General features: G+C 69.7%; 22 protein-coding genes. 6 read left to right on the top strand and 16 right to left on the bottom strand.

Annotated elements, in window-relative coordinates; genetic code table 11:
• Nucleotide 1 precedes the first annotated feature (1 nt).
• From ACYVLJ_RS28210 to ACYVLJ_RS28195, 4 genes are read right to left on the bottom strand one after another with little or no spacing between them, the layout of a single operon-like run.
• Nucleotides 2–844, bottom strand: a complete 843-nt coding sequence (locus ACYVLJ_RS28210) for a carbohydrate ABC transporter permease (protein ID WP_451977716.1) — start codon at nucleotides 842–844, stop codon at nucleotides 2–4.
• Nucleotides 841–1,773, bottom strand: coding sequence for a carbohydrate ABC transporter permease (locus tag ACYVLJ_RS28205; RefSeq protein ID WP_451977719.1), 933 nt, complete (start codon nucleotides 1,771–1,773; stop codon nucleotides 841–843). The genes ACYVLJ_RS28210 and ACYVLJ_RS28205 overlap by 4 nt, the downstream gene beginning before the upstream one ends.
• On the bottom strand, nucleotides 1,773–3,107 hold the full coding sequence (locus tag ACYVLJ_RS28200; protein ID WP_460440939.1) for an ABC transporter substrate-binding protein: 1,335 nt from the start codon (nucleotides 3,105–3,107) through the stop codon (nucleotides 1,773–1,775). The genes ACYVLJ_RS28205 and ACYVLJ_RS28200 overlap by 1 nt, the downstream gene beginning before the upstream one ends.
• Nucleotides 3,100–4,104 (bottom strand): zinc-dependent alcohol dehydrogenase family protein, encoded by a 1,005-nt coding sequence (locus ACYVLJ_RS28195; protein WP_451977724.1) that lies wholly within the window; start codon nucleotides 4,102–4,104, stop codon nucleotides 3,100–3,102. Before ACYVLJ_RS28195 ends, ACYVLJ_RS28200 begins: the two co-directional genes overlap by 8 nt.
• A gap of 128 nt (nucleotides 4,105–4,232) precedes the next feature.
• Here ACYVLJ_RS28195 and ACYVLJ_RS28190 point away from each other — a divergent pair, with 128 nt between their 5' ends.
• Together ACYVLJ_RS28190 and ACYVLJ_RS28185 are read left to right on the top strand one after the other, a co-directional pair.
• Nucleotides 4,233–5,213 carry a sugar-binding transcriptional regulator gene (locus ACYVLJ_RS28190; protein ID WP_451977727.1) on the top strand — a complete coding sequence of 327 codons (981 nt, stop codon included), beginning with the start codon at nucleotides 4,233–4,235 and terminating at the stop codon, nucleotides 5,211–5,213.
• 76 nt (nucleotides 5,214–5,289) lie between these two features.
• Nucleotides 5,290–5,835: a suppressor of fused domain protein gene (locus tag ACYVLJ_RS28185; protein WP_451977730.1), complete on the top strand. Its 546-nt coding sequence runs from the start codon at nucleotides 5,290–5,292 to the stop codon at nucleotides 5,833–5,835.
• A 4-nt stretch (nucleotides 5,836–5,839) separates the two neighbouring features.
• On the opposite strand, the gene ACYVLJ_RS28180 is transcribed toward ACYVLJ_RS28185, so the two are convergent.
• The 3 genes from ACYVLJ_RS28180 to ACYVLJ_RS28170 are packed head-to-tail and all read right to left on the bottom strand — an operon-like array spanning nucleotide 5,840 to nucleotide 9,629.
• A complete protein-coding gene (locus tag ACYVLJ_RS28180; RefSeq protein WP_451977733.1) occupies nucleotides 5,840–5,968 on the bottom strand; it encodes a hypothetical protein in 129 nt (42 codons plus the stop codon).
• Entirely contained in the window at nucleotides 5,962–7,086 is a 1,125-nt protein-coding gene (locus ACYVLJ_RS28175) for a C45 family peptidase (RefSeq protein ID WP_460440938.1), read from the bottom strand. The genes ACYVLJ_RS28180 and ACYVLJ_RS28175 overlap by 7 nt, the downstream gene beginning before the upstream one ends.
• A 38-nt stretch (nucleotides 7,087–7,124) precedes the next feature.
• Nucleotides 7,125–9,629: a DEAD/DEAH box helicase gene (locus ACYVLJ_RS28170; protein ID WP_460440937.1), complete on the bottom strand. Its 2,505-nt coding sequence runs from the start codon at nucleotides 9,627–9,629 to the stop codon at nucleotides 7,125–7,127.
• 151 nt (nucleotides 9,630–9,780) lie between these two features.
• On the opposite strand from ACYVLJ_RS28170, the gene ACYVLJ_RS28165 reads away from it, so the two are divergent.
• Nucleotides 9,781–11,040: a primosomal protein gene (locus ACYVLJ_RS28165; protein ID WP_451977741.1), complete on the top strand. Its 1,260-nt coding sequence runs from the start codon at nucleotides 9,781–9,783 to the stop codon at nucleotides 11,038–11,040.
• A 274-nt stretch (nucleotides 11,041–11,314) separates the two neighbouring features.
• On the opposite strand, the gene ACYVLJ_RS28160 is transcribed toward ACYVLJ_RS28165, so the two are convergent.
• Nucleotides 11,315–12,526 (bottom strand): MFS transporter, encoded by a 1,212-nt coding sequence (locus ACYVLJ_RS28160; protein WP_451977744.1) that lies wholly within the window; start codon nucleotides 12,524–12,526, stop codon nucleotides 11,315–11,317.
• Nucleotides 12,527–12,627: 101 nt separating this feature from the next.
• Nucleotides 12,628–13,722 (bottom strand): adenosine deaminase family protein, encoded by a 1,095-nt coding sequence (locus ACYVLJ_RS28155; protein ID WP_460440936.1) that lies wholly within the window; start codon nucleotides 13,720–13,722, stop codon nucleotides 12,628–12,630.
• Nucleotides 13,723–13,935: 213 nt separating this feature from the next.
• Between ACYVLJ_RS28155 and ACYVLJ_RS28150 the strand changes: the two genes are divergently transcribed.
• Nucleotides 13,936–15,027, top strand: a complete 1,092-nt coding sequence (locus ACYVLJ_RS28150) for a PA containing protein (protein WP_451977749.1) — start codon at nucleotides 13,936–13,938, stop codon at nucleotides 15,025–15,027.
• A 107-nt stretch (nucleotides 15,028–15,134) separates the two neighbouring features.
• On the opposite strand, the gene ACYVLJ_RS28145 is transcribed toward ACYVLJ_RS28150, so the two are convergent.
• The 7 genes from ACYVLJ_RS28145 to ACYVLJ_RS28115 form a co-directional block, all read right to left on the bottom strand.
• On the bottom strand, nucleotides 15,135–16,418 hold the full coding sequence (locus tag ACYVLJ_RS28145; protein WP_451977752.1) for a thymidine phosphorylase: 1,284 nt from the start codon (nucleotides 16,416–16,418) through the stop codon (nucleotides 15,135–15,137).
• Nucleotides 16,415–16,804 carry a cytidine deaminase gene (locus ACYVLJ_RS28140; RefSeq protein WP_103353020.1) on the bottom strand — a complete coding sequence of 130 codons (390 nt, stop codon included), beginning with the start codon at nucleotides 16,802–16,804 and terminating at the stop codon, nucleotides 16,415–16,417. The genes ACYVLJ_RS28145 and ACYVLJ_RS28140 overlap by 4 nt, the downstream gene beginning before the upstream one ends.
• Entirely contained in the window at nucleotides 16,805–18,082 is a 1,278-nt protein-coding gene (locus tag ACYVLJ_RS28135) for an ABC transporter permease (protein WP_451977755.1), read from the bottom strand. It abuts the gene before it with no gap.
• Nucleotides 18,082–19,179, bottom strand: coding sequence for an ABC transporter permease (locus ACYVLJ_RS28130; RefSeq protein ID WP_451977758.1), 1,098 nt, complete (start codon nucleotides 19,177–19,179; stop codon nucleotides 18,082–18,084). The genes ACYVLJ_RS28135 and ACYVLJ_RS28130 overlap by 1 nt, the downstream gene beginning before the upstream one ends.
• Entirely contained in the window at nucleotides 19,176–20,747 is a 1,572-nt protein-coding gene (locus ACYVLJ_RS28125) for an ABC transporter ATP-binding protein (protein ID WP_460440935.1), read from the bottom strand. Before ACYVLJ_RS28125 ends, ACYVLJ_RS28130 begins: the two co-directional genes overlap by 4 nt.
• A 79-nt stretch (nucleotides 20,748–20,826) precedes the next feature.
• Complete coding sequence (locus tag ACYVLJ_RS28120; RefSeq protein WP_451977764.1) at nucleotides 20,827–21,969, bottom strand: BMP family lipoprotein; 1,143 nt, start codon at nucleotides 21,967–21,969, stop codon at nucleotides 20,827–20,829.
• Nucleotides 21,970–22,289: 320 nt separating this feature from the next.
• Nucleotides 22,290–24,281: an NPCBM/NEW2 domain-containing protein gene (locus ACYVLJ_RS28115; protein WP_460440934.1), complete on the bottom strand. Its 1,992-nt coding sequence runs from the start codon at nucleotides 24,279–24,281 to the stop codon at nucleotides 22,290–22,292.
• A gap of 393 nt (nucleotides 24,282–24,674) precedes the next feature.
• Here ACYVLJ_RS28115 and sdhC point away from each other — a divergent pair, with 393 nt between their 5' ends.
• Together sdhC and ACYVLJ_RS28105 are read left to right on the top strand one after the other, a co-directional pair.
• Nucleotides 24,675–25,118: a succinate dehydrogenase, cytochrome b556 subunit gene (gene sdhC / locus ACYVLJ_RS28110; RefSeq protein WP_285456018.1), complete on the top strand. Its 444-nt coding sequence runs from the start codon at nucleotides 24,675–24,677 to the stop codon at nucleotides 25,116–25,118.
• 1 nt (nucleotide 25,119) lies between these two features.
• Complete coding sequence (locus tag ACYVLJ_RS28105) at nucleotides 25,120–25,533, top strand: succinate dehydrogenase hydrophobic membrane anchor subunit (protein WP_451977770.1); 414 nt, start codon at nucleotides 25,120–25,122, stop codon at nucleotides 25,531–25,533.
• Nucleotides 25,534–25,535 lie beyond the last annotated feature (2 nt).

Raw genomic sequence — 25,535 nt, 5'->3', positions numbered from 1 at the left:
ACTACTTCACCGCTCCCATCGACAGGCCCCGGACGAGGTGGTTCTGCGCGATCCAGCCGACGATCATCACCGGCAGCGAGGCCAGCAGCGCGGCGGCGGAAAGCTGGGCCCAGTACAGGCCCTCACTGGTGATGAACCCGACGAGGAACACCGGCACGGTGCCGGCGCGCGCCGCCGTCAGGTTGACCGCGTAGAAGAACTCGGTCCAGGAGAAGATCACGCAGATCAGCGCCGTCGCCGCGATCCCGGGCGCGACCACCGGCATGATGATCTTGCGCAGCAGCGTCGGCAGGTTGGCGCCGTCGATGCGGCCCGCCTCGATCATCTCGTGCGGGACTTCCAGGAAGAACGACCGCATCATCCAGATGGCGAGCGGCAGGTTCATCGACGTGTAGAGGATGACCAGCGCCCACACCGTGTCCAACAGCTCCGTGTTCTGGGAGATGATGTACAGCGGGATGATCGCCGCGACGATCGGCAGCATCTTCGTCGAGAGGAAGAAGCCCAGGGCGTTCGACGTGCCCTTCACCGGCGCCAGCGACAGCGCATACGCCGCCGGGACACCGAAGAGCAGCACCAGGATCGTCGACAGGATCGTGACGAACGCCGAGTTCGACACGTACGGCAGGAACCCGCCGTTGAGGACGTTCGAGATCTGGTCGAACGTCGGGCTGAACAGCAGTTTCGGCGGGTCGGTGTAGGCGTCCGCTTCCTGCTTGAACGCCGTGAGGATCATCCACAGCAGCGGGAAGACGAAGAGGATGGCCAGCACCCAGGTCGCCAGGGTCAGCGACCCCTTCCCGTAGGCGCGCTTGCGCGGACGGCTTGCGACAGCGGCAGTCATTTCACGCCTCCGCTCACGGAGAAGGTGCGGAACATCAAGCGCAGCGCAAAGGTCGCGACGATCATCGTCAGGATCACGACGATCACGCCCATCGCCGACGACTGGCCGACGTCGAAGCCTTCGAACGCGCGCTGGTAGATGTAGTACGGCAGGTTGGTGCTCGCCGTGCCCGGCCCGCCCTGGGTCATCAGGAAGATCGCGTCGAAGCTGTTCACGATGTAGATCGCGCCCAGCAGCGTCGCCAGCTGCAGGAACCGGGACAGGTGCGGCAGCGTGATGGAGACGAACGTGCGCCACCGGCTGGCACCGTCCACAGAGGCCGCTTCGAGGACCTCCTTGGACTGGCTCTGCAGGCCCGCGAGGATGAGCAGCATCATGAACGGCGTCCACTGCCACACGATCTGCGCCATCACCGAGGCCAGCGGGAACTCCGAAAGCCAGTCGACGTCGGTGCCGAAGACGAAGTGCAGCAACCCGTAGGTCGGGTCGAACATCGTCGTCTTCCACAGCAGCGCGCCGGCCGCCGGCAGGATCAGGAACGGAGTGATCAGCAGCGTCCGGACGACGCCGCGGCCGAAGAACTTCCGGTCCAGCAGGATCGCCAGGCCGAGGCCGAGCAGCAGCGCGACCAGCACGCACACGACGGTCAGCACCACCGTGTTGAGCAGTGCGACCAGGAACGTCGTGTCGCTGAAGACGTCGATGTAGTTGTCGAGGCCGACGAAGTGCCGCGAACCCGGCCGGACCAGGTTCCACGACTGGAACGAGTAGAACACGGTGAGCAGGAAGGGCAGCTGCGTCACCGCGATGACGAAGATCAGCGCGGGCAGCAGCGGCAGCCGCCGCTTGGCCGCCGTGCTCAGGCCCTTCTTCTCCTCGACCTTCGCGTGGGTGTGGGACTGGGGCGTGTCTACGGAGAGCGTGGACATCACTGCACCGCCTTGTAGGAGTCGCCCACCGTCTGGGCGTAGTCCTGGGACTGCTTCAACGCGTCGTCAACGGACTCGCGGCCGGCGATCGCCGCCGACAGCTGCTGGCTCACCCGGGTGCCCAGGTCCTGGAACTCGGGGATGCCGACGAACTGGATGCCGGGGTAGGGCACCGGGTTCGCCATGGCCTTCTGCTGGTTCGCGTCCGCGATGCCGTCCAGCGTCGGCTTCGCGTAGGCCGCGGCGGCCTTCGCGTAGTCGGGGATGCCGTAGGTCGACTGGCGCACGCCCGGCGGGACGCGGTTCCAGCCGTAGGTCTGGCCGACCTTCTGCACGTACGCCTTGTCGGTCATCCAGGCCATGAACTTCCAGGCCGCGTCCTTGTCCTTGGCGACCTTCGGGATGCCCAGCGCCCAGGTGTAGAGCCAGCCGCTGGCCTGCGTCTTGACGACCGGGGCGGGCGCGTAGCCGGACTTGCCGACGATCTTGCTGCTCGACGGGTCCTCGTTCGTGCCCGCCATGACCGTCGCGTCGTACCACATCGCGGCCTGGCCCTGCGTGTAGCGCGTGCCGCACTCGGAGAACCCGGCGCTGGAGGCGCCGACTTCGCCGTGATCGCGGATCAGGTTGACGTAGAAGTTCGCGGCTTCCTTGAACTCCGGCGACGTCAGCTTGGCGTTCCAGTCCTTGTCGAACCACTGCGCGCCGAAGGTGTTCGCCACGGTCGTGAACGGCGCGAGGCTCTCGCCCCAGCCGGGCTTGCCGCGCAGGCAGATGCCGCTGACGCCGTTGGCCTTGTCGTCGAGCTTCGCGGCGTACTCGGCGATCTGCTGCCACGTCGGCTTGGCCGGCATGGTGATCCCGGCCTTCTCGAAGAGGTCCTTGCGGTAGGCCAGGAACGACGACTCGCCGTAGAACGGCACCGCGTACATCTGGTTCTGGTAGGACAGCGACTGCTTGATGCTGGGGATGAAGTCGCCTTCGTCGTAGCCCTGGGTGGCCGCCATGTGCGGTTCGAGGTTCTCGAGCCAGCCGTTGGCCGCCCACTGCGGGGCCTCGTAGTTGCTGATCATGACGACGTCGAACTCGCCGCCCTCGGTGGCGGTCGACGCGGTGATCTTCGCGCGGGCCTGGTTTTCCGGCAGCGACACGAACTTCAGGTTGATGCCGGTGGCCTTTTCGAACTCCGGCGCGAGCGAGATCGCGTCCTTCATCTGCGGGTTGGACACGATCGCGATGACGAGCGTGCTGCCCCCGGTGCCGATCGAGCCGGCGCCCGCGCAGCCGGTGGCCAGCAGCGACGTCGCGGCGAGGAGGGTGAGGAGCTTACGCACGGCCGCCTCCCGGGAGTACTTGGACCTTGAGGCCCGAGCCGCTGCGCATCTTGGCCAGCGCTTCGGGGTACTGCTCCAGCGGCAGCGTGTCCGTGAGCAGCGAATCGGTGTCGATCGCGCCGCCGGCGACGAGGTCGAGCGCGGTGCCGAAGCTGTGCAGCACGGCCATCGAGCCGACCACGGTGATTTCGTCGTTGTAGATGCGGAACGGCGAAAGCGCGACGCGGGCCTCGGCCGGTGCGACGCCGAAGACGAGCAGCCGGCCGCCGCGCCGGATCGAGTCGAAAGCGGCTTCGATGGCGGGGGCGGCGCCGGTGGCGTCGACGGCGACGTCGAACTTCTCGCCGTTCAGCTCGCCGACGTCGGTCGCGGTGGCGACGGCGCCGAGGCTGGTCGCCCGCGGCAGCCGGGCCGCGTTGCGGTCGACCACCGTGACCTGCGCGCCGGAGCGCTGCAGCAGCTGCTGCATGATCAGGCCCATCGTGCCGGCGCCGACGACCAGGAACCGTTCGCCGGCCTCGACGCCGACGCGGCGCACGCCGTGCACCGCGCAGGAGACGGGCTCGACCAGCGCGCCCTGCTCCCACGTCATCGAGTCGGGCATGCGGTAGCAGTTGGCCGACGGGACGGCGACGAACTCCGCGAAGGCGCCGTCGACGGTGTCGCCGGTGGCGCCCCAGTTCGCGCAGAGGTTGCCGTGGCCCGCACGGCACGGGCCGCAGTAGCCGCAGAACAGGGACGGGTCGACGGCGACGCGGTCGCCGATCTTCCACTCGCCCGGCACGTCCGCGCCGAGCTCGACGATCTCCCCGGCGAACTCGTGACCGGGGACGATGGGGTACGGGGTGGGCGGGAAGTGCCCGTCCGCGATGTGCAGGTCGGTCCCGCAGATCCCGCACGCTCCGACCTTGACGACGACCTGACGTTCTCCGGGTTTCGGATCGGGCACCTCGCCGACCCTGATCTCACCGGGCCGGTCGACGATGGCGGCACGCATGCCTAGCCCCTTCCTCGCGCTCATATGAGCGGCGTTGACCTATGGCGTCGAGAACATGTGAAGGCATTACAGGTCTGACGTCGGTGTTACGTCAACCTTTCGGGCAGATTTCGGTCTATAGTGCTCATATGAGCGCGTCTAAGAAGCAGTCTTCGCTCACGGAGGCGATCCTGCTGGCCACCATCGCCCGGCGCTTCTACGTGCAGGGACGCTCCAAGCTGGAGATCGCCGACGAGTTCGGCGTCAGCCGCTTCAAAGTCGCGAGGATGCTCGACACGGCCATGGAGTCCGGCCTGGTGCGCGTCGAGTTCTCGCTGCCCGCGCCGGTGGACCTGGCGCTGTCCGACGAGGTGCGCTCGGCCTACGGGCTGAAGCAGGCTTTGGTGCTCGAACGCTCAACCGAGCGCGAGCCGAAGGAGGTGGTCCGGGCCAAGATCGGGACCCTGGCCGCCCGGCTGCTGGAGGAGATCGTCCGGCCGGACGACGTCGTCGGGCTGTCGTGGGCGCGTTCGGTGAACGCGATGACCGAGGCGATCCGGTCGCTGCCGCGGTGCCCGGTCGTCCAGCTCTGCGGGGTGCAGGCCGGGATGGACATGCGCGGCCGTTCGGTGGAGACGGTCAGCCGCGTGACGGCCGTGTCCGGCGGCGACGCCTACCCGATCTTCGGCCCGCTGGTGCTGCCGGACCGCCGGACCACGGAGACGTTGCGGCGTCAGCCCGGCATCGCGGAAACGTTCGGGCAGTTCCGGCACCTCACGAAGGCCGTGGTCAGCATCGGCGCGTGGCAGCCGGGAGAGTCGACGGTGTACGACGCGCTGGACGAAGCCGAGCGAGCGGCGATCGCGGCCCGCGGCGCGACGGCGGAGGTGGCGGCGCGCCTGTTCGACGCCTCGGGGAACGCGTTGTCGACGGGGCTGGCGCACCACGTGCTGGCGATCAGCCACGAGGAGCTGATGGCGGTCCCGGAGGTGATCGCGCTGGGCTACAGCCGTCCGAAAGCGGCGGCGGTGGACGCGGTCCTGCGGTCCGGCATGGTGTCGACGCTGATCACCGACGCCGCGGCCGCGGTGCCGCTGCTGACCCTGGCCGCGAAGAACCCCCCGTCGTGAGAGCCCGGGCCGCGCCCGATGTGCCGTCGCCGTGCGCGCCCGGCCGTCCTAGCGCCGGCCGGGTGAGAATGACGCGGTGGGACTGATCGAACACCTCGAGGAGCGGCTGGGCCCGCTCACCGGCGGCTGGCGACGCGACGGCTTCCAGGTCGGCGCGTACGCCGGCGCCTTCGGCGCGAAGTGGTTCGCGACCGCCGGGCTGAGCCGGCACCCCCTGCATTCTCCCCGGTCGGGACGGCACCTGTGGCTGGAACTGGTCGCGGGCAGCTACCCGGGCGAGTTCGCCGAAGGCCTGCCGCACCTGCTGGGCCAAGTCGCGGACGAGGTCATCGCGTCGGGGCGGCCGCTGCTGCGCGGTGACGTCCTCGGCCCGCGCGGGCCGTTCACGCCGGGCAGCGCGATGGAGGCGCTGTACGCGGCGAGTCCCGTGTACTTCGACGACGCGTTCGCGGCGGTCGACGTCGACGACGGGAACCGGGCGGCCATCGTCTGGCTGGTGCCGATCTCGGCCGGAGAGGCGGCTTACGTCGCTTCGCACGGTTGGAAAGCCTTCGAGGACGAGCTGATCCGGCTCGACCCGGATCTGCTGGACCCGGGCCGCGCCGGGCTACCGCCGGCCTGACCGGTCAGAGGCCGTACTCGATGGCGGTCGCGTCGGTCGCGTACTCGACCGCCGTCGCCGCCGTGGCCGCCGGGGCGAGCACGAACGCCAGCACTCCCGCGGCGAAGATCCCCGCCAGCAACCGCTTCACCATGGTTCCCTCCCAGGTTCCGGAGCTTCCACGCTAGCGCGGGAAGCGCCCTGCCCGGCGGCGATTGCGCCGTTGAGCGCACCGACTGCGTCGATGTCGCCCATGGCCAGCTCCGCCGCACGGGCGCGCAGGGGTTCGCCGCCGCGCGGGACCACGGTCACCAGCCCCGAGTCCAGGTCCGCGACCAGCGTGCTCACCGTCATCAGGTCGTCGCCGCCGGTGGCGTTGCGGTACACGCCGCCGGTCAGCGCCGAGACCAGCCACGCGGCGTCCGGGTCCGGCGCGCTCAGGTGCGCGCACAGCTCGGCCCGGTTCAGGCTCTCCTCCGGCGCGGCGTCCAAAGTGGGCGGCAGCTGCCGGAAGTGGTTGGTGTGCCAGGAAAGTCCACTCGCGACGGTCAGCACGGCCGTCTCGCTGCCCGCCTTCTCCACCACGGTGACGGACGGCGAGCCGACCTGTCCCATCGTGTACGCGAACCCGCCCGCCGACGGCCGCCTGCGCAGCAGGGACACCGCCTCCCGGACGTTCGTCGCGCGTTGCGCCGAGCGCGCCACGAAGTGCCGGCCCGCGCACGGCGAAGGCGCCACCACGCTCACGCTGTCGATCCCCCACACCAGCCCGTGGGTCGTGATGGTGAACGTGTTGGCCGGCAGGAAACCCGGGTACCACCAGACGCACACGCCGGGCTCGCCCTCGATCAGCAGCGTCAGCAGCCGCCCGATGCCGTCGAACACCGGGGCGCCGTCTTCGTTGTGCCCCAGCAGGCTCGGCGAACCCACCCACGCGAGGTCGGTGCACCCGGTGCCGTCGCCGGTGCCGAGGTCGCCGCGCAGGTTGGCCAGCAGCAGGTCGTCGAACGGCACGCCCGCGCCCGCCGCCAGCGCCGTCAGCTCGGCGTACGCGTCGGGGTGCTCGACCTGCGACGCCGATTCGACCGCCCGGAACAGCACCGGCGACCGCTTCGCCCGCGCGGTCACCGGCCACTGCGAGAGTCCGTCGAGGACGGTCCGGATGTCCTCGGCGGCGTACTCCCCCAGCGCCCGGAAAGCGGCTTCCCGGGGACCCCGGACGATCGTCCAGCGCACGTCGCCGATCCGGTGCTCCCGCACTGTCGCCACCATGTGATCACGATGACTGAGCGGTCAGGAATCCGCAACGGTTACTGCGGCCCCACCTCGGTCACCCGCACCACGGCCGCACCCGCCTCGTCCGACGCCGCCAGGTCGACCTCCGCGCTGATGCCCCAGTCGTGGTCGCCCGCCGGGTCGTCGAAGATCTGCCGCACCTTCCAGACGTCCGGCTGCTGCTCGATCATGAGCAGCTGCGGGCCGCGCGCGTCCGGGCCCGTGCCGAGCGAGTCGTACTCCTCGAAGTAGTCCTCGACGGCTTCCTGCCACGCGTCGGCGTCCCAGCCGGACGCCGCGTCCAGCTCGCCGAGCGGGAACCACGCCCGCCGCGCGAACAGCTCGACCCGGCGGAACAGCTCGTTGCGCACCAGGACGCGGAACGCGCGCTCGTTGCGCGTGACGGCGGGCGGCTCGGCCGGCGGCCGGTGCGACACCGGGCCTTCCTCTTCCGGGTGCCGCAGCGCCTCCCACTCGTCCAGGAGGCTCGAGTCGACCTGCCGGACGAGCTCGCCGAGCCACTCGATGAGGTCCTGCAGCGCCTCGGTCTTCGCCTCGTCGGGCACGGTGTGGCGCAGCGCGTCGTAGACGTCGGCGAGGTAGCGCAGCACCAGGCCTTCCGACCGGGCGAGCTGGTAGAACCCGATGTACTCGACGAAGTTCATCGCGCGCTCGTACATGTCGCGCACGACCGACTTCGGCGAGAGCTCGTAGTCGGCGACCCACGGGTGGCCCTGCCGGTAGCTGCGGAACGCCGCTTCGAGCAGCTCCTCGAGCGGCTTCGGGTACGTGACGTTCTCGAGCAGCTCCATCCGCTCGTCGTACTCGATGCCCTCGGCCTTCATGGCGTTCACGGCCTCGCCGCGGGCCTTGAACTGCTGCTGCGAGAGCACCGGCCGCGGATTGTCCACAGTGGATTCCACGATGGACACGACGTCGAGCGGGTACGACGGCGACTCCAGGTCGAGCAGCTCGATCGCGGCCAGCGCGAACGGCGAAAGCGGCTGGTTGAGCGCGAAGTCGAACTGCAGGTCGACGGTGAGCCGGATGATCCGGCCCTGGTCGTCCGGTTCGGACAGCCGCTCGACGACGCCGGCGGCGAGCAGCGCGCGGTAGATCGCGATCGCGCGCAGGATCAGCTTGCGCTGCGACGGCCGGTCCTCGTGGTTGTCCTCGAGGAGGTGGCGCATCGAGTCGAACGCGTTGCCCGGCCGCGAGATCACGTTGAGCAGCATCGAGTGCGTGACCTTGAAGCTGGAGGTCAGCGGCTCGGGGTCGGCCGCGATCAGCCGGTCGAACGTGCTCTCGGTCCAGTTGACGAAGCCTTCCGGCGCCTTCTTCCGGACGATCTTCTTTTTCTTCTTCGGGTCGTCGCCCGCCTTCTCCAGCGCCTTCGCGTTCTCGACGACGTGGTCGGGCGCCTGCACGACGACGTAGCCGTCGGTGTCGTAGCCCGCGCGCCCGGCGCGGCCCGCGATCTGGTGGAACTCGCGCGCCTTGAGGTGGCGCTGGCGGACGCCGTCGTACTTGGTCAGCGCGGAGAAGACCACCGTCCGGATCGGCACGTTGATACCGACGCCGAGGGTGTCGGTCCCGCAGATCACCTTGAGCAGCCCGGACTGCGCCAAGGTCTCGACCAGCCGCCGGTACTTCGGCAGCATCCCGGCGTGGTGGACGCCGATGCCGTGGCGGACCAGCCGCGAGAGCGTCTTGCCGAAGCCGGCGGAGAAGCGGAAATCGCCGATCAGCTCGGCGATGGCTTCCTTTTCCGCCTTGGTCGTGACGTTGATGCTCATCAGCGTCTGCGCGCGCTCGATGGCCGCGGCCTGCGAGAAGTGCACGACGTAGACCGGCGCCTGACCGCCGTTGAGCAGCTCGGACATCGTCTCGTGCAGCGGCGTGAGCGCGTACCTGAAGGTCAGTGGCACCGGGCGCTGCGCCGACGTCACGACGGCCGTCGGCCTGCCGGTGCGGCGGGTGAGGTCCTTTTCGAAGAAGGACACGTCGCCCAAGGTCGCCGACATCAGGACGAACTGGGCGTTCGGCAGCTCCAGCAGCGGCACCTGCCACGCCCAGCCGCGGTCGGGCTCGGAGTAGAAGTGGAACTCGTCGGCCACGACCTGCCCGACCGGCGCGTCCGCCCCGAACCGTAACGCGATGTTCGCCAGGATTTCCGCCGTGCAGCAGATGATCGGGGCATCCGGGTTGACGCTCGAGTCGCCGGTCATCATCCCGACGTTGTCGGCGCCGAAGATGTCGATGAGCTGGAAGAACTTCTCCGACACCAGCGCCTTGATGGGCGCGGTGTAGTAGCTGCGGCGGCCCTGGGCGAGCGCGGTGAAGTGCGCGCCGACGGCCACGAGGCTCTTCCCGGACCCGGTCGGCGTCGAGAGGATGACGTTCGATCCGGAGACGACCTCCATCACCGCCTCCTCCTGCGCCGGGTACAGCTCGATGCCCCGCTCGGCCGTCCAGGCCGTGAAGGCTTCGAACAGGGCGTCGGGGTCGGGATCCGCAGGCAGGAGGTCTGTGAGAGTCATCAGACGTCCATCGTGCCATCCGCTCGTCGCAAAGTCGGCAGGGGCGATCGCATCGCGCGTGGTAAACCCGTAGGCTTCGCGGTACCGCGATGGTCCCGGGAGATACTTCCGGTCTCGCGCGCACACGGGCGGTACTCCGGAGGGCTAAGGAATGGCACAGGACATCATCCCGATCGAACTCGGGCTGCCGCAGGGCGACGTCGTCACCCTGTGGGCGCCGCGCTGGCGGGAAGACGGCGAGGAGTGGGAAGCGTTCCTCGGCGACGAGGACGACCTGTACGCCTTCCCGGACGCCGCCCACCTGGCCGCCTTCGTCCGCACGTCCGAGCGGCACGACCTGATCGACCACCCGGCGTGGGACGCTGTGCCGTCGCTGAACGTGCCGGAGCTGATCCCGGACGAGGACCACACCTACGACCTCGTCGGCGTGCCCGAGCTCGTCGCCGAGGAGCCGGACGTCTGGCACATCGCCGAGCTGGCCGAGATCGTCGGCATCGTGCGGTCGCTCGCCGACGTCTGCGACCTCGAAGAGGTGCACGAGATCCTCGACTCGACCGAGGGCTTCTCGCTGCTGGACCAGGGCACGTTGCCGTTCACCGGGAGCGTCGGCGTCCAGGTGTGGAACGACCTGTCCGAGACGGTGTCGCAGAAGTGGGACACCGTCCTCGACGCGATCGACGGCCTGGTGACCCAGCCGGACGTCGACGAGAAGGTCCTGGAGCAGACGGCCGAAGAGCTGGCGGCGTTCCACGAGGAGTCCGCCGAAGCCGAGGCCGGTGCGGAGGGCGAAGAGGACCTCGAGGCCATCGACTCCGCGGACTCCGACGACGAGGACGAGGAAGACGACGCCCCGGTCGGCTTCTGGGCCGAGGTCGGCATCGACCCGATCAAGATCATCACGTCCGGCGCGGAGTACTACACGCTGCGCTGCTACCTCGACGACGCGCCGGTGTTCCTCGGCAGCGAAGGCGAGATCGACGTCTTCACGTCGGAGAAGGCCCTGGCGCGCGCCCTGGCCGACGGCAAGGACCTGGCCGACACCGACCTCGCCGACGTCTCGACGTGGGAAGAGGTCCTGGCGAAGGCGACGGCGGGCGAGCTCGAGATCGAGGTCGACACCGAGAACACGTACGTCCTCACGGGTCTGGACGCGGACATCGCGGAAGGCCCCGAGGCGATCGACCCGACGCAGCTGGAGCTGGCGGTCGAGCTGATCACGGACGCAGCCGACTGGGCGGGCGACGACTCGGCGGAGACGGCACTGGCGGGCAACGAAAGCCTGGGCTGGCTGGTGTCGTTCGTGCTGCGCCCGGACCCGACGCGCCTCGAGCCGTCGGCCCCGTTCGACGCGGAGCAGAGCGCGTGGCGGAAGCTCGTGGAGACGTTCGAGAACCGCCTGACGGTAGCCTGACTTTCGCCTGATTTTTCCCGCCGAAGGCCGCCTCCCGGACCCGTCCGGCAGGCGGCCTTCGCCATGTCGACCCCTCAATCACGCGTGTCGACCCTCCAATCACGCGAGTCGACCCCGCAGTCACGCGTGTCGACCCTCCAGACACGCGCGGCCGGAGCCGGTTTACGTGCTCAGCCGGGCATCTCGCGTGATTGAGCAGGCATCTCGCGTGATTGAGCGGGCATCTCGCGTGATTGAAGGGGCATCACTCGTGATTGGAGGGTCGACACGGGGGTCAGTCCTCCGACGGGTGTTCGGCGCGGGTCGGGACCACCAGCACTGCCAGGGCCGGGAAGATCGCTGCCACGCAGAAGGCCAGCGCGTAGCGGCTGTCGCCGATCACCAGGCCCAGCAACGGCGGTGTCAGCGAGGCCGCGATGTTCTGGCCCGTGTTCTGCGTGCCCATCGCGCGGCCCGACCACGCCAGGCCGGCCAGCTCGGCCGAGGCCGTGAAGCCCAGGCCGTTGTCCGCCACCGTGATGACGCCCGCCAGGGCCAGCGCCAGCAGCACCAGCCACGGCCAGGAAACGTCGCCCAGCGCCACCAGCAGCATGACCAGACAGCTCAGCACCGCCAGCTGACGCATCGGGCGCAGCCGGCTGCCGACGCGGTCGGACCACCAGCCCGACCCGAGCCGCCCCGCCGCGCCCAGCACCTGGACCACCGCCAGGTACCAGCCCGCGGACAGCGGGCTCCAGTGCTGCACCGCCACCAGGTACACCGGCGCGAACGCCGACACCGCGAACTGCGGCACCACCAGCAACGCGCTCGCGCCGTGCACCCGCCACAGCGCCGCGTGCCGGTACGGCGAAGGCGGCTTCTCCCCCGAAGCCGGCCGCGGCGGGCGCGGCGGGTCCGTCACCAGCCACGCCACCAGCAGCGCGACGACGATCGCCAGCCCGGCCGGCAGCAGGACGGCCGCGCGGAACCCGAAGTGCGCGGCCAGCGGCGGCAGCCCGAGCGCGGCGACGCCGACGCCGAGCGGCTGGGCCGTCTGGCGGATGCCCATCGCGACGCCGCGCTCGGACTTCGCGAACCAGCCCATCACGACGCGACCGCTGGCCGCGTTCACCGAAGCCGTGCACGCTCCGGCCGCCAAGAACACTCCAAAGAGGAGGCCGACCGGGTGAGTGCCGACGCCGGCGTACACCAGGAGTAACCCCGACGCCCCCAGTCCGAGCGCCATGATCAGACGCTCTCCGTAACGGTCCGCAGCCGCGCCCCACACGATCAGGGTGAACAGCAGCCCGATGCTCGGCGCCGCGACGACCGTGCCCGCCTGGGCCAGCGACAGCCCCTGGTCCGCCTGCATGGCCGGGACCAGGAACGGGATGCCGTAGAGGAACGAGCAGCTCGCGGTCTGCGCGGCGAGGCCGAGCGCGAGGATGAGCCACCGCCGTGAACTCGCGTGCACCTGCTCACCCGCATCGCCAGCGACCTGCGCCATCATCGTCACCGTCTCAGATATTGAGAAGTACTTCCTACATAGTGAACGATAGTTGGCATGGCTAAGGACCGCAAGCGAGTTGCGGTCCGAAGCGGAAAGGCTCATCTCAGCGCGGCGTACCCGGGCTTGATGACGTCGTCGATCAGCGCGAGCCGGGAGTCGAAATCGATGAACGCGGATTTCATCGCGTTGATCGTGAACCAGCGGAAGTCGTCGAGGCCATACCCGAAGGTCTCGTGCAGCGCGGTGAATTCGCTGGTCATCGTGCATCCGCTCATCAGCCGGTTGTCCGTGTTCACGGTCACCCGGAAGCGCAGCCGCTTGAGCAGGCCGATCGGGTGCTCGGCGATCGAGCGGACCGTGCCTGTTTGGACGTTCGACGTCGGGCAGATCTCCAGCGGGATGCGGCGGTCGCGGACGTAGCCCGCCAACCGTCCAAGGTGGACCGTGCCGTCCGCGTCGGTCTTGATGTCCTCGACGATCCGCACGCCGTGCCCGAGCCGCTCGGCACCGCAGTGCTGAATCGCCTCCCAAATGGACGGCAACCCGAACGCTTCGCCCGCGTGAATCGTGAAATGCGCATTGTTCTGACGCAAATACTCGAAAGCGTCGAGATTCCGGGTCGGCGGGAATCCGTCCTCCGGCCCGGCGATGTCGAACCCCACGACGCCGGCGTCGCGGTAGCGGACGGCCAGGTTCGCGATCTCGAGCGCGCGGGCGTGCTGGCGCATCGCGCAGAGCAACGTCCCGACGCGGATCGTGCCGCCGTTCGCGGCCACCCGGCGTGTGCCCTCCGTGAACCCCGCCTGGACAGCCTCGACCACCGCATCGAGTGACAGACCGCGTTCGACGAACAACTCCGGTGCGTAGCGCACCTCGGCGTAGACGACGCCGTCGGCGGCCAGGTCCTCCACCGCCTCCGCGGCGACCCTGACCAGCGCTTCCTCGGTCTGCATCACCCCGCAGGTGTGCGCGAACGTCTCGAGGTAGGACACGAGTGAGCCGGAGTCCGCCGCCCGGCGGAACCAGGTGCCCAGCTCGGCGGGATCGGCGGTGGGCAGACCGGCGTAGCCGGTGGCTTCGGCGAGCTCGGCGACGGTCGCCGGGCGCAGGCCGCCGTCGAGGTGGTCGTGCAGGAGCACCTTGGGGGCTCTGCGGAGTGTCTCGCTGGTCAGAACAGGGCTTTCGTCAGGCATCCCCCAACGGTAACCTCGTTGTCATTCCCCTACATGGCCGTAACTCTCAGCCTCACGCTAACCCTCAGCGTCGACGATCATGTGACGAATCGGCCATCCGGGGGCTGCCTCCGCAATAGGCTCTTCACGGGGGCCATACAGACAGCAATTTTTGCAATCGATAAGCTTCGTGGCACGTCCCTCCATTTCCCCGCCGACGAAGGACACACAGCAGTGACCACTGACAACCACATTGCCGCCCCGTCCTTCGACCGGATGCGCAACATGCTGGTGCGCGCGGCCGAAGTGCGTGAGAGCGAGCAGCAGCAGATCTTCGACGCGCTCGACGACATCTACGCCCGCCTCGCGCCGGTGGACTCGCTGGGCGCGGTCCGCAAGCGGCTGTCCGAGATGCCCGACCGCACCGAGGTCAGCGTCCTCGCCGAGCGCCTCGACGAAGCGATGTCCCGCCTCGAGGCGCAGGACAACGTCCTCGCGGCGCTGACCCGCGCGATCGAGGCCCTCCCGGACAAGCTCGCCAAGCCCTTCGCCCAGCTCGACGGCCGCCTCGACGGCGTCGCCGCGCGCTTCGAGGGTGTCGCGGGCCGGATGGACGGGCTGGAGGACAAGCTCCAGAACATCCACCGCCGGCTCGACGAGCTGGGCGGGCACCTGGACAAGCAGGACGCGAAGCTCGAGTCGCTGCCGCAGTCGGTGCACGGCCCGGTCCGCGAGCGGATCGACCAGGCCGAGTCGACGCTGCGCGAGCGCGTCGACACCGCGGACCACGAGCTGCGCGCGAAGGTCGACGAGCTCGACCGCGCCACCAAGGAGCGGATCGGGGCCAACACCGAGGCGCTCAAGACCGCGCTGACCGAGACCGGCGAGATGATCGACGCGTCCGACCGGCTGGAGAACCTGGGCAACCGGCTTGAGACGGTCACCACCCGCCTCGACGAGCTGGCCGGCCGCCTCGACAAGGTGGAGGACGGCTTCCTCTCCGGCATCGGCGAGCTCGACGGCGCGCTCAAGAGCGGGCTGTCCAAGGTCGAGGACACGCTGGCGAAGCAGCCGGACTCCGACTCGGTCGACTCGCTGGTCCGCAAGAGCAACGACGAGAGCGTCCGCCGCATCGGCGGCCAGCTCGACGAGGCCATGGCGACGTTCGCGGAGCTCATGCTCGGCGGCGGCCCCGCGGTCCAGCAGATCGCCCCGCCCCCGCCCGCCCCGCGCCAGCCGCGTCGCAGCTCGCGCAACGGCCGGGCCCCGAAGGCCGCGGACCCGAAGGCCAAGACGGGCGAAGGCGCCGAAGAAGCCACTGAATAAGCAGCACTCATGAAGAAGGCCCCCGCCGGCGAACGGCGGGGGCCTTCTTCATGGCCTTCGAGAGGCGCGGGCGTCACTCGGAAGGGTGATCATCTCGGCGATGAGCCTCACAGCTCGCCGCGGATCGTCTCCCGGACGATCGGCGCCGGCTCGGGCGCCGACGAAGCTACCGAGTAGGCGCCTTCCAACGCCTCCAAGGCCGCCGGAACCGCTTCCGGGGTGTCCGTGTGCAATTCCAGCAGCGGCTCACCCTCGGTGACGGCGTCCCCGGGCTTGGCCAGGCACAGGATGCCCGCCGCCGCCTGGACCGGGTCCTCCTTGCGGGCCCGGCCCGCGCCCAGCCGCCACGCCGCGACGCCGACGCCGTACGCGTCCAGCGAAGCCAGCACGCCCGAAGCCGGCGCGACGACCGTGTGGACGTGTGAAGGCGTCGGCAGGGGCGCCGCCGGGTCGCCGCCCTGGGCGGAGATCATCCGGCACCACGTCTCGTACGCCTCGCCCGACGCCAGCACCGCCGCCGGGTCCGTCGAAATCCCGGCCAGGGCCAGCATCTCCCGGGCCAACGCCAGAGTCAGCTCGACGACGTCCGCCGGCCCGCCGCCCTGGAGCACCGAAACCGATTCCGCGACCTCCACCGCGTTCCCGACCGCGCGTCCCAAGGGGACGTTCATGTCGGTCAGCAGGGCCGTCGTCGGGACGCCGTGGTCGACGCCGATCGAGGTCAGGGTCGTCGCCAGCGACCGCGCCTGGTCGAGGGTCTTCATGAACGCGCCGGACCCGAACTTGACGTCCAGGACCAGCCCGGACGCGCCCTCGGCGATCTTCTTGCTCATGATGGAGCTGGCGATCAGCGGGATCGACTCCACTGTGGACGTCACGTCCCGCAGCGCGTACAGCTTCTTGTCCGCCGGGGCCAGCCCGGACGTCGCCGCGCAGACCACCGCTCCGACGTCCTCGAGCTGCGCCTGGATCTCCGAAGTGGACAGTGCGGCCCGCCAGCCGGGGATCGACTCCAGCTTGTCGAGCGTCCCGCCGGTGTGGCCGAGCCCGCGCCCGGACAGCTGCGGCACGGCCGCCCCGCACGCGGCCACCAGCGGCGCGAGCGGCAGCGTGATCTTGTCGCCGACACCGCCCGTCGAGTGCTTGTCGACCGTGGGCCGCGAGACGTCCAAGGAGAGCCGCTCACCGGACGCGATCATCGCGCCGGTCCAGCGCGAGATCTCGCCGGAATCCATGCCCCGCAGGAAGATCGCCATCGCGAGCGCCGACATCTGTTCTTCGGCGACCACGCCGCGCGTGTACGCGTCGACGACCCAGTCGATCTGCTCGTCGGACAGCCGGCCGCCGTCCCGCTTGACGCGGATCACGTCGACCGCCGCGAACGCGCTCACGGCAGGTCGTCCGGGCCGAACGCGTCCGGCAGGACGTCCGACATCGGCAGGATGCCGCTGGGCGTGTCCACCAGGCACGCGGACCCGCCCAGCTCGAACAGGATCTGCCGGCAGCGGCCGCACGGCATCAGCAGGTCACCGGCGCCGCTGCGGCACGCGACCGCGACCAGGCGCCCGCCGCCGGACAGCCGCAGCTGCCCGGCCATCGTGCACTCGGCGCACAGCCCGAGCCCGTAAGAGGCGTTCTCGACGTTGCACCCGGTCACCACGCGTCCGTCGTCGACGATCCCGGCGACCCCCACGTGCAGCCCCGAATAGGGCGCATAGGCGTGGGAAGCGGCCTCGATCGCCTGAGAGCGCAGCGCATCCCAGTCCACAGTAGACACTCAGTCCTCACCCCGCCGGTACGGCTGGCCGTCGGCCTTCGGCGGCCGCAGCCGCTGCGAAGCCACCGCCAGCACGATCAGCGTCACGAAGTGCGCGGTGTACGGGATCAGGTCGGACGGCAGCGTGTCGTTCGACCAGTAGATCGCGTACAGCACGCCGGCGCCGACGACGCCGAGCCCGGCCGCGATCCACTGGCGGCGGAACAGCTGCACGACGACGATCACGCCGACCAGGATCACCGCGCCGTACAGCAGCGCGAGCACCGCTTCGCCACCGCCGGCGAGCTGGAGACCGTCCGCGTAGCCGAACAGCGCCGCGCCGCCGAGCAGGCCGCCCGGGCGCCAGTTGCCGAAGATCATCGCCGCGAGGCCGATGTACCCGCGGCCGTTCGTCTGGTTCTCGAGGTAGTCCGCGCCGCCGCGCAGCAGCACCAGCGACGCGCCGCCCATGCCGGCCAGGGCGCCGGAGATCAGCATCGCGATGTACTTGTGCCGGTAGACGTTGACGCCCAGCGACTCCGCGGCCACCGGGTTCTCGCCGCACGAGCGCAGCCGCAGGCCGAAGCGGGTCTTCCAGAGGACCCAGAAGCTCACCGGCACCAGGATGATCGCGATCATCGTCAGCGGCGCCACCTCGGTGACCAGGCCCCGCAGGATGCCCGCGACGTCGGAGATGCCGACGCGCTGCTCCTTCTCGAGGTCGCCCAGCCAGTCCGAGAGGAACGTCGCGGAGTAGGTGTCGAACTTCGGCACCACCGGCGACTGCCGCGGGTTGCCCGACAGCGGCTCGAAGATCAGGTTCGCCAGGTACTTCGTGACGCCGAGGCCGAGCAGGTTGATCGCGACGCCGGAGACGATGTGGTTGACGTTGAACGTCACCGTCGCCACCGCGTGCAGCAGCCCGCCGAGCGCGCCGAAGACGAGCGCGGCCACGAGCCCGGCCCAGACCCCGCCGTTGTACGAACCCCAGGCGGCGCCCCAGGTCCCGAGGATCATCATGCCCTCGAGGCCGATGTTGACGACGCCCGCGCGTTCGGCCCAGAGACCGCCCAGCGCGCACAGCAGGATCGGCAGTGCGAGCCGCAACGCCGTCGACGCGGTGTTCGACGACGTCAGCGCGGAGACGCCGGTGGAGTACGACGCCGTCGAGATGACGGCGATGGCGACGACGGCCCAGATCACGCCGCGCAGCCAGCCGGGGATGCGGGACCGCTTGCGGTGCACCGGCATCGTCGTGCCGGCCCCCGGTTCCGGCCGGGAGAAGTCGGTGACGGCCATCAGACCGCACCCCCTTCGGCGACCGAAGCGCCCTTGCGGCCGTTGCCGCCGAGTGCGCGGCCGACCCTGCGTTGTTCGGCGGCCAGGTCGGCGCGGCGCACGACCTCGTACGCCACGACGACCGACAGCACGATGATGCCCTGCATGATCGTCGCGATCTCCTTGGACACGTTGATCTGCTCCAGCGACACCGCGGAGGTGTCGAGGAACGCCCACAGCAGCGCGCCGAGCGCGATGCCGCCGGGGTGGTTGCGGCCCAGCAGCGCGACCGCGATGCCGGTGAACCCGTACATCTGGGTCGAGGTGATGCCGTAGCTGTAGTCGCGGCCGAGCAGCTCCGGCATCGCGACCAGGCCGGCGACGCCGCCGGAGAGCAGCATCGCGATCAGCGTCATCTTCTTGGCGTTGACGCCGCCCGCGGCGGCCGCGGTGGTGGACTCGCCGGACGCCTTGAGCTCGAAGCCGAACCGCGTGCGGTTGAGCATGAACCAGTAGGCGCCGCCGATGACCGCCGCGATGACCACGAACCCGAAGAGCGTGCCCGAGCCGAGCGGGATGCCCGGGATCCGGCCGGACGGCTCGATCACGCGGGTGCCGATGTTGTTGCCGGTCTGCACGCCGAACTGGTCGGCGTTGATGAGGAACGCGATGATGCCGCCGACGATCGAGTTCAGCATGATCGTCGCGATCACCTCGCTCACCCCCCGGGTGACCTTGAGGATCGCCGGGATCGCCGCGTACGCCGCACCGGCGACCACGGCGACGATGAGGATCACCAGCGTGTGGATCACGGGCGGCAGCTTCAGCGCGCCGCCCGCGATGGCCGCGACGACCGCGGCGAACCGGTACTGGCCCTCGACACCGATGTTGAAGAGGTTCATCTGGAAGCCGATGGCCACCGCGAGCCCGGACAGGTAGTACACCGTCGCGAGGTTCACCGTGTCGACCGCGGTGGAGCCCTTGAACATCTGGCCGATCATCGTGCCGTACGCGGTGAGCGGGTCGGCCCCCGAAATGATCAGCGCGATGGCCGACAGCAGCACGGCGAAGACGATCGCCAGCAGCGGTGGCAGCAGTTTCGTGCGCCAGGAGGTCATTCTGCGTCACCTTCTCCGGCGCCGGTCATCGCCGAGCCCAGTTCCTGCGGGGTCACGGTGGCGGGGTCGGCCTCGCTCACGAGACGGCCGCGCAGCATGACGCGGATCGTGTCGGACAGGCCGATCAGCTCGTCGAGGTCGGCCGAGATCAGCAGCACGGCGAGGCCGGCCGCGCGGGCCAGGCGGATCTGCTCCCAGATCAGCGCCTGCGCGCCGACGTCCACGCCGCGGGTCGGGTGCGAAGCGACCAGCAGCACCGGCTCGCCGGACAGCTCGCGCCCGACGATCAGCTTCTGCTGGTTGCCGCCCGAAAGCGCGGCGGCCGGGACGTCGATCCCGGGCGTGCGGACGTCGTAGTCGCGCACGATCCGCTCGGTGTCGGCGCGGGCGCCCGCGATGTCGAGCAACTGTCCTTTGGAGACCGGTTCGCGGGTCTGGTAGCCGAGGATCCGGTTGACCCACAACGGTTGCGTGAGCAGCAGGCTGTGCCGCGTGCGGTCCTCGGCGATGTAGCCGATGCCCGCTTCGCGCCGCGCCAGCGTGCCCGCCTTGGTGATGTCGCGCGCCCTGCCGTCCGCGTCGACGAGTTCGATCGTGCCGCCGGACGGCTTGCGCATGCCCATGATCGTCTCGACGAGCTCGGTCTGGCCGTTGCCCTCGACGCCGGCGACGCCGAGCACCTCGCCCGCGCGCACGGTGAAGGTGACGTCGTCGAGCGCGTTGCGGTCGGATCCCTCGGCGCCCAGCGTCAGCCCGGTCAGCCGCAGAACGGGGCGGTCGGTGACGGTGGACTCGCGGGTCTCCGGGCTGGGCAGCTCCGAGCCGACCATCATCTCCGCGAGCTGGCGGGAGGTGATGGTCTTCGGGTCGGCGGTGCCGACCGTGGTGCCGCGGCGGATCACCGTGACGGTGTCGGCGATCGCGCGGACCTCGTCGAGCTTGTGCGAGATGAAGAGGAAGGTGTAGCCGTCGGCCTTCATCTCCCGGACGGTCGCGAACAGCGCGTCGACCTCCTGCGGCACGAGGACCGCGGTCGGCTCGTCCAGGATGATGATCTTCGCCCCGCGGTAGAGCACCTTGACGATCTCGACGCGCTGGCGGTCGGCGACGCCCAGCTCTTCGAGCAGCGTGTCCGGCTTCGCGTGCAGGCCGGTGCGCTGGGCCAGCTCGGCCAGCCGGGCGCGGGCCGCGCGGCCGATGCCGTGCAGGGCCTCGGCACCGAGGAACACGTTCTCGCCGACGGTCAGGTTGTCGGCCAGCATGAAGTGCTGGTGCACCATGCCGATCCCGGCGCGGATGGCGTCCTGCGGGTTGCGCAGGCGCACCTCCTCGCCGTTGATCGCGATCGTGCCCTCGTCCGGCGGCTGCATGCCGTAGAGGATCTTCATCAGGGTGGACTTGCCGGCGCCGTTTTCGCCACAGATGGCGTGCACCTCGCCCGTGGCGACGGTGAGGTTGACGTCGGAGTTGGCCACCACGCCGGGAAACCGTTTGGTGATCCCGGTCAGCTGGACGGCGGGCGCGCCCCGGTCGGGGACGGCCTCGGCCGGGGCCTCGGCAGTGCTCATGGGCGGGAGAATTCCATATCTCGTCTAAACGCGTGAGGGGCCCGGAGGAGAAATCCTCCGAGCCCCGACGCGAACTGCCTTACTTCTGCGGCTTGTCCGAAACGGTGATCGCGCCCGAGATGATCTGGGCCTTGTAGCCGTCGAGGACGTCCTTGATGTCGTCGACCTTGCCGCCGGAGGTGGCGTAGCCGACGCCGTCGACCTTGAGGTCGAACCGCTTCGGCAGGCCGCTCAGGTCACCCTTCGCGACGGCCTGCACGTAGTCGAAGACCGCGACGTCGACGCGCTTGAGCATGGACGTGATGATGACGTCCTTGTCCGCCTCGACGGTCTTCTGGTTGTACTGGTCGGAGTCGACGCCGATGGCCAGCGCGTTGCCCGACTTCGCGGCGTCGAAGACGCCCTTACCGGAGGCGCCGGCGGCGTGGTAGATCACGTCCGCGCCCTTGGCGATCTCGGCCTGGGCCTTCGCGTTGCCCTTCGGCGGGTCCTGGAAGCCGGAGAAGTCACCGGCCGGGGTCAGGTACTCGTCCTCGATCTTGATCTTGGACGAAACCGTCTTCGCGCCCTGCAGGAAGCCGGCCTCGAACTTCTGGATCAGCGGGGTGTTGACGCCGCCGACGAAGCCGATGTGGCAGCTCTTGCTCTTGTACGCGGCGGCGACGCCGGCCAGGAACGAGCCCTGCTCCTCGGCGAAGACCAGCGGCGTCACGTTCGGCAGGGTGATCGAGTCGTCGTCGACGATCGCGAACTTGGTGTTCGGGTACTTGGCCGCGACGACCTTGACCGACGGCGCGTAGGCGAAGCCCACCGCGATGATCGGGTTCAGGCCCGAGGAGGCCATCTGGTCGAGGCGCTGCTGCTTGGCCGACTCGGCCTCGCTGGCGCTGGCGGTGCTTTCGCTGACCGTCGTGACGCCGAGGTCGCTCTTCGCCTTGTCGGTGCCCGCGGCGGCGGCGTCGTTGAAGGACGCGTCACCCCGGCCGCCGACGTCGAAGGCCAGGCCGATCTTCAGCTTGCTGCCGTCCACCTTGCCGCCCGCGGCGGCCGTGCTGCTCGACGCGGCGGGGGCCGCGGGCGGCTTCTGCGCGGTGACGCAGTCCGAGCCGCCCGACGAAGGCGCGGCGCTGTTGTTGCTACTGCCACCGCTCGAGTCCTTGGCGCACCCGGCCAGGGCGAGCACCCCGGCCATGGCCGCGGCGGCCAGCGCGGTTCCACGCATGCGACGCAACGTGTTTCTCCCTCCCCGCTGATCCAGCGGATGTCCAGGGCACGACCGGGCCCACTGCCGGGTCGACTGGTGGACCGTACCCAACGGACAGGAATGCGCCATAGGAACGGCACGCTACGTAACACAAACGTTTACTCACGAGTCTTGCGCGCGACGAACTGGACACCGAACGTGATCATCGAGCACGCGCGGGCCTGCTTTCGGCGAGCGACCTCACTCTGGGACGGCCAAACTGCCGTTTTGTGTGACTCAGTGTGCCGGAATGTCCGAGGGTTGGGCCAGTCCGGTCACCCAGTGAGATCACGCCCGGTTCAGCCGCAGGTGAGCCGGGCGGCGGCCCAGTCGCTGCGGTCGTAGGAGTTCCCGTCGCCGCCGTCGGTGATCACCAGGCGCAGGTACTGGGCGCCGTGCAGGTCCGCCGCCAGCGGCAGCGCCGGGTCCTGCCAGGTGCGGACGCCCGTGGCGGCCACCTTCGAGCCGTCCGCCCAGATCTCGAACGTCGCCGAGCCCTGCTTGTTCGTCGCCTTGCGCTCGTCGTCGATGCCGATGTCCGCCGTGAACGCCGTGCACCGGCCACCGACGTAGAAGACCAGCTCGCTCGGGGCGTGCGCGCCCAGGCCCTTCGGGTAGCCGACGCCGTTGATCGTCAGCGGCTTGCCGTCGCCCGCCGGGATGCCGCCGTTGGACATGTCGCGCTCGACCGGGCCGTAGCCGTTCTTCTCCGCCGCCCAGCGCAGGTCGCTCGCCCAGGCGGGCGCGCCCGGGGGCGCCGCGGGCACCGTCAGCTGCTGGTCGCCGTGCCACGAGACCTGGCCGAAGCCGAGCGTCCGGTAGGTGACGCCGCTGTTCAGCACCGCCGTCGTGCCCTCGGTGCCGGACGGCGGGGTCACGCGCCAGCGCCCGGCCGCCGTGTCACCCGTGGCGAGGACGAACGCCCGTGGCCGGGCCAGCTGCTCGACCCGCCACCCCGCGGGCGCGGTCAGCGTGACCCGCGGGTCGAACACCGGGACGCGCGCTTCGTCGGTCGCGGACACCGTGACCTCGAACGGCTTCCCCGCCGGGGTGATCTCCCCCGGCACGCCCGGCACCGGCGCGGCCAGCTCGACGCCCGTGCTCACCATGGGCGCGTCGCCCAGCCACGCGCCGCCCGCGTGCACCCGGTAGACGACTGTCGCGTGTGGTGGGACGACCGCGGAGATCCGGCCCGCCGTCTGGAGATCGCGGTGCGCCCAGAGGTCACGCGCGGAGTACCCGGCGGCCTTCGGGAGCCCGGCGGCGGCGGCCGTGGTGCCGATCGTGGCGTTGGCGGACGTCTCGTTGAAGAGCGCGACCGCGACGTCGCCGTTCTGCAGCGGCTTCGCGAAGACCCAGCGACCGTCCTGGTTGGACAGCACCCGCGCCTGGACGCCACGCCGGTCCTGGTCGAGCGCGATGACCTCGGCGTTGCGCAGGACGTCGAAGTTCTCCGGCGACACCTTGCGCAGGTCGGCGCCGATGAGCAGCGGCGCGGCCATCATCGCCCACAGCGAGAAGTGCGACCGGTACTCGACGGTCGTCATGCCGCCGTTGCCGACCTCGAGCATGTCGGGATCGTTCCAGTGGCCCGGCCCGGCGTACGGCGCGAGCGGCGCGTTCGCCTTGAGGATCTGGAGCACCTTGGCCCAGTTGTCCTTGATGTCGCCGGTCGTGCGCCACAGGTGCCCGACGTCCGCACCCCACTCCCACGGCTTGTTCTCACCCCACTCGCAGAGCGAGTACACGATCGGGCGACCGGTCTTCGCGAGCGCGTCGCGCATCTTCGTGTAGCGCTCGAGCGCGGGCCGGCCCTGGTTGTTGCAGTTGTCGTACTTGAGGTAGTCGACACCCCAGTCCGCGAACGTCTGCGCGTCGACGTCTTCGTGGTCGAGCGCGCCCGGCTGGGTTTTCGCGCAGGTCAGCGTGCCCGCGCTGGTGTAGATGCCGAACTTCAGGCCCTTCGAGTGGACGTAGTCGGCCAGCGCCTTGATGCCGTGCGGGAAGCGCGCCTTGTTCGCCTGCATCCGGCCGTCGGCGTCGCGCTGGGCCTCCGCCCAGCAGTCGTCGACGTTCACGTACTGGTAGCCGGCCGCTTCGAGGCCCTGCGCGACGAAGATGTCGGCGGTGTCGCGGATGATCTGCTCGTCGACGGCGCACCCGGTGGTGTTCCAGTTGTTGAAGCCCATCGGAGGACTGAGCGCCAGCCCGTCCGGCAGGGCCCGGGCGGGAGTGACCGCCACCACGGGGAGCAGGGCCGCGACGGCGATCACCAAGCCGAGTCGTCTCACCAGAACGTCACCCCATCGTGAGAGATCCGATGTATGTGGGAGTGACAGTAGGAATAGGCCGCTAGTTGGTCAACAAAAAACCGGACGTACCAGCCTATCGGCCTAGCGCATCAGATATCAGATGTCGCAGAGATCGGATCACCAGTGAGGAGCGTGGACAGTTGGGCCGCACGGCCGAGTGTGCTGCGCCACACCGCCGGGTGGCGGGGCGGGAATACCGGTGTCTGGTCCATCACAGACAGGAACCCGGAGGTGAGCCGCGTGCCGGGTGCGGGTCTAGCATCCGATTCATCCAGGCTCGATGACGTTGATCTCGGCACTGCCGCCGCTTCACGGCGACTGCGGACCTCACGGCCACCGGGCACATAGTCAGACGTTGGAGGCCGTTCACCGATGTCCACCACGGCGAGCACTGCCCCCGAGGCAGGCGCGAGCGATCGGGCGGGTGCCTCACGCCGGCAGGGGACCTTCTACCGGGGTGACCCCGGCATGTGGTCCTGGGTGCTGCACCGCATCACCGGCGTGCTCACATTCTTCTTCCTGTTCGTGCACGTGCTCGACACCGCGCTCGTGCGCGTGTCGCCGAACACCTACGACCAGGTCATCGAGACCTACAAGACGCCGATCGTGAACCTCCTGGAGGTCGGCCTCGTCGGCGCGGTGCTGTTCCACGCTCTCAACGGCATCCGCGTCATGCTGGTCGACTTCTGGTCGAAGGGCCCGAAGCTGCAGAAGGCGATGCTGTGGGTCATCGGCGTGGTCTGGGTCGTCGTGATGGTCCCCGGTGCGTTCTTCATGCTGAAGCGCACCGTCGAAACGCTCTTCGGGGGTAACTGACATGGCCGACCTCGCCCTCGCGAACCCCCGCACGCCGAAGCGTCCCGCCGCGCGCCGCAGCAACTTCGAGCTCTACAGCTGGCTGTTCATGCGGATCTCGGGCCTGGCGCTGATCATCCTGGTGCTCGGCCACCTGCTGATCATGAACATCCTCGACGGCGGCGTCCACCGGATCAACTGGGGCTTCGTCGCCGGCCGCTGGGCCTCGCCGTTCTGGCAGTTCTGGGACCTGGCCATGCTCTGGCTCGCCGAGATCCACGGCGGCAACGGCCTGCGGACCATCATCGACGACTACGCGCGCAAGGACAGCACGCGGTTCTGGCTGAAGATCGTGCTCTACGTGTCCATGGCGCTGATCCTGGCCGTCGGCACGATGGTGATCTTCACCTTCGACCCGAACATGCCCGCGAACTGAAG

The organism is Amycolatopsis stemonae, from assembly GCF_054781455.1.
Note: the sequence above shows the minus strand (reverse complement) of the source record. Positions and strands in the feature narration are given on the sequence as shown.

Bases quoted from the DNA above. Each gene is read 5' to 3' on its own strand.
- ACYVLJ_RS28210 (WP_451977716.1), bottom strand. From the start codon at position 844: ATGACTGCCGCTGTCGCAAGCCGTCCGCGCAAGCGCGCCTACGGGAAG.
- ACYVLJ_RS28205 (WP_451977719.1), bottom strand. From the start codon at position 1,773: ATGTCCACGCTCTCCGTAGACACGCCCCAGTCCCACACCCACGCGAAG.
- ACYVLJ_RS28195 (WP_451977724.1), bottom strand. From the start codon at position 4,104: ATGCGTGCCGCCATCGTCGACCGGCCCGGTGAGATCAGGGTCGGCGAG.
- ACYVLJ_RS28190 (WP_451977727.1), top strand. From the start codon at position 4,233: ATGAGCGCGTCTAAGAAGCAGTCTTCGCTCACGGAGGCGATCCTGCTG.
- ACYVLJ_RS28180 (WP_451977733.1), bottom strand. From the start codon at position 5,968: ATGGTGAAGCGGTTGCTGGCGGGGATCTTCGCCGCGGGAGTGCTGGCG.
- ACYVLJ_RS28175 (WP_460440938.1), bottom strand. From the start codon at position 7,086: ATGGTGGCGACAGTGCGGGAGCACCGGATCGGCGACGTGCGCTGGACG.
- ACYVLJ_RS28170 (WP_460440937.1), bottom strand. From the start codon at position 9,629: ATGACTCTCACAGACCTCCTGCCTGCGGATCCCGACCCCGACGCCCTG.
- ACYVLJ_RS28165 (WP_451977741.1), top strand. From the start codon at position 9,781: ATGGCACAGGACATCATCCCGATCGAACTCGGGCTGCCGCAGGGCGAC.
- ACYVLJ_RS28160 (WP_451977744.1), bottom strand. From the start codon at position 12,526: ATGGCGCAGGTCGCTGGCGATGCGGGTGAGCAGGTGCACGCGAGTTCA.
- ACYVLJ_RS28155 (WP_460440936.1), bottom strand. From the start codon at position 13,722: ATGCCTGACGAAAGCCCTGTTCTGACCAGCGAGACACTCCGCAGAGCC.
- ACYVLJ_RS28135 (WP_451977755.1), bottom strand. From the start codon at position 18,082: ATGGCCGTCACCGACTTCTCCCGGCCGGAACCGGGGGCCGGCACGACG.
- ACYVLJ_RS28130 (WP_451977758.1), bottom strand. From the start codon at position 19,179: ATGACCTCCTGGCGCACGAAACTGCTGCCACCGCTGCTGGCGATCGTC.
- ACYVLJ_RS28125 (WP_460440935.1), bottom strand. From the start codon at position 20,747: ATGAGCACTGCCGAGGCCCCGGCCGAGGCCGTCCCCGACCGGGGCGCG.
- ACYVLJ_RS28120 (WP_451977764.1), bottom strand. From the start codon at position 21,969: ATGCGTGGAACCGCGCTGGCCGCCGCGGCCATGGCCGGGGTGCTCGCC.
- sdhC (WP_285456018.1), top strand. From the start codon at position 24,675: ATGTCCACCACGGCGAGCACTGCCCCCGAGGCAGGCGCGAGCGATCGG.
- ACYVLJ_RS28105 (WP_451977770.1), top strand. From the start codon at position 25,120: ATGGCCGACCTCGCCCTCGCGAACCCCCGCACGCCGAAGCGTCCCGCC.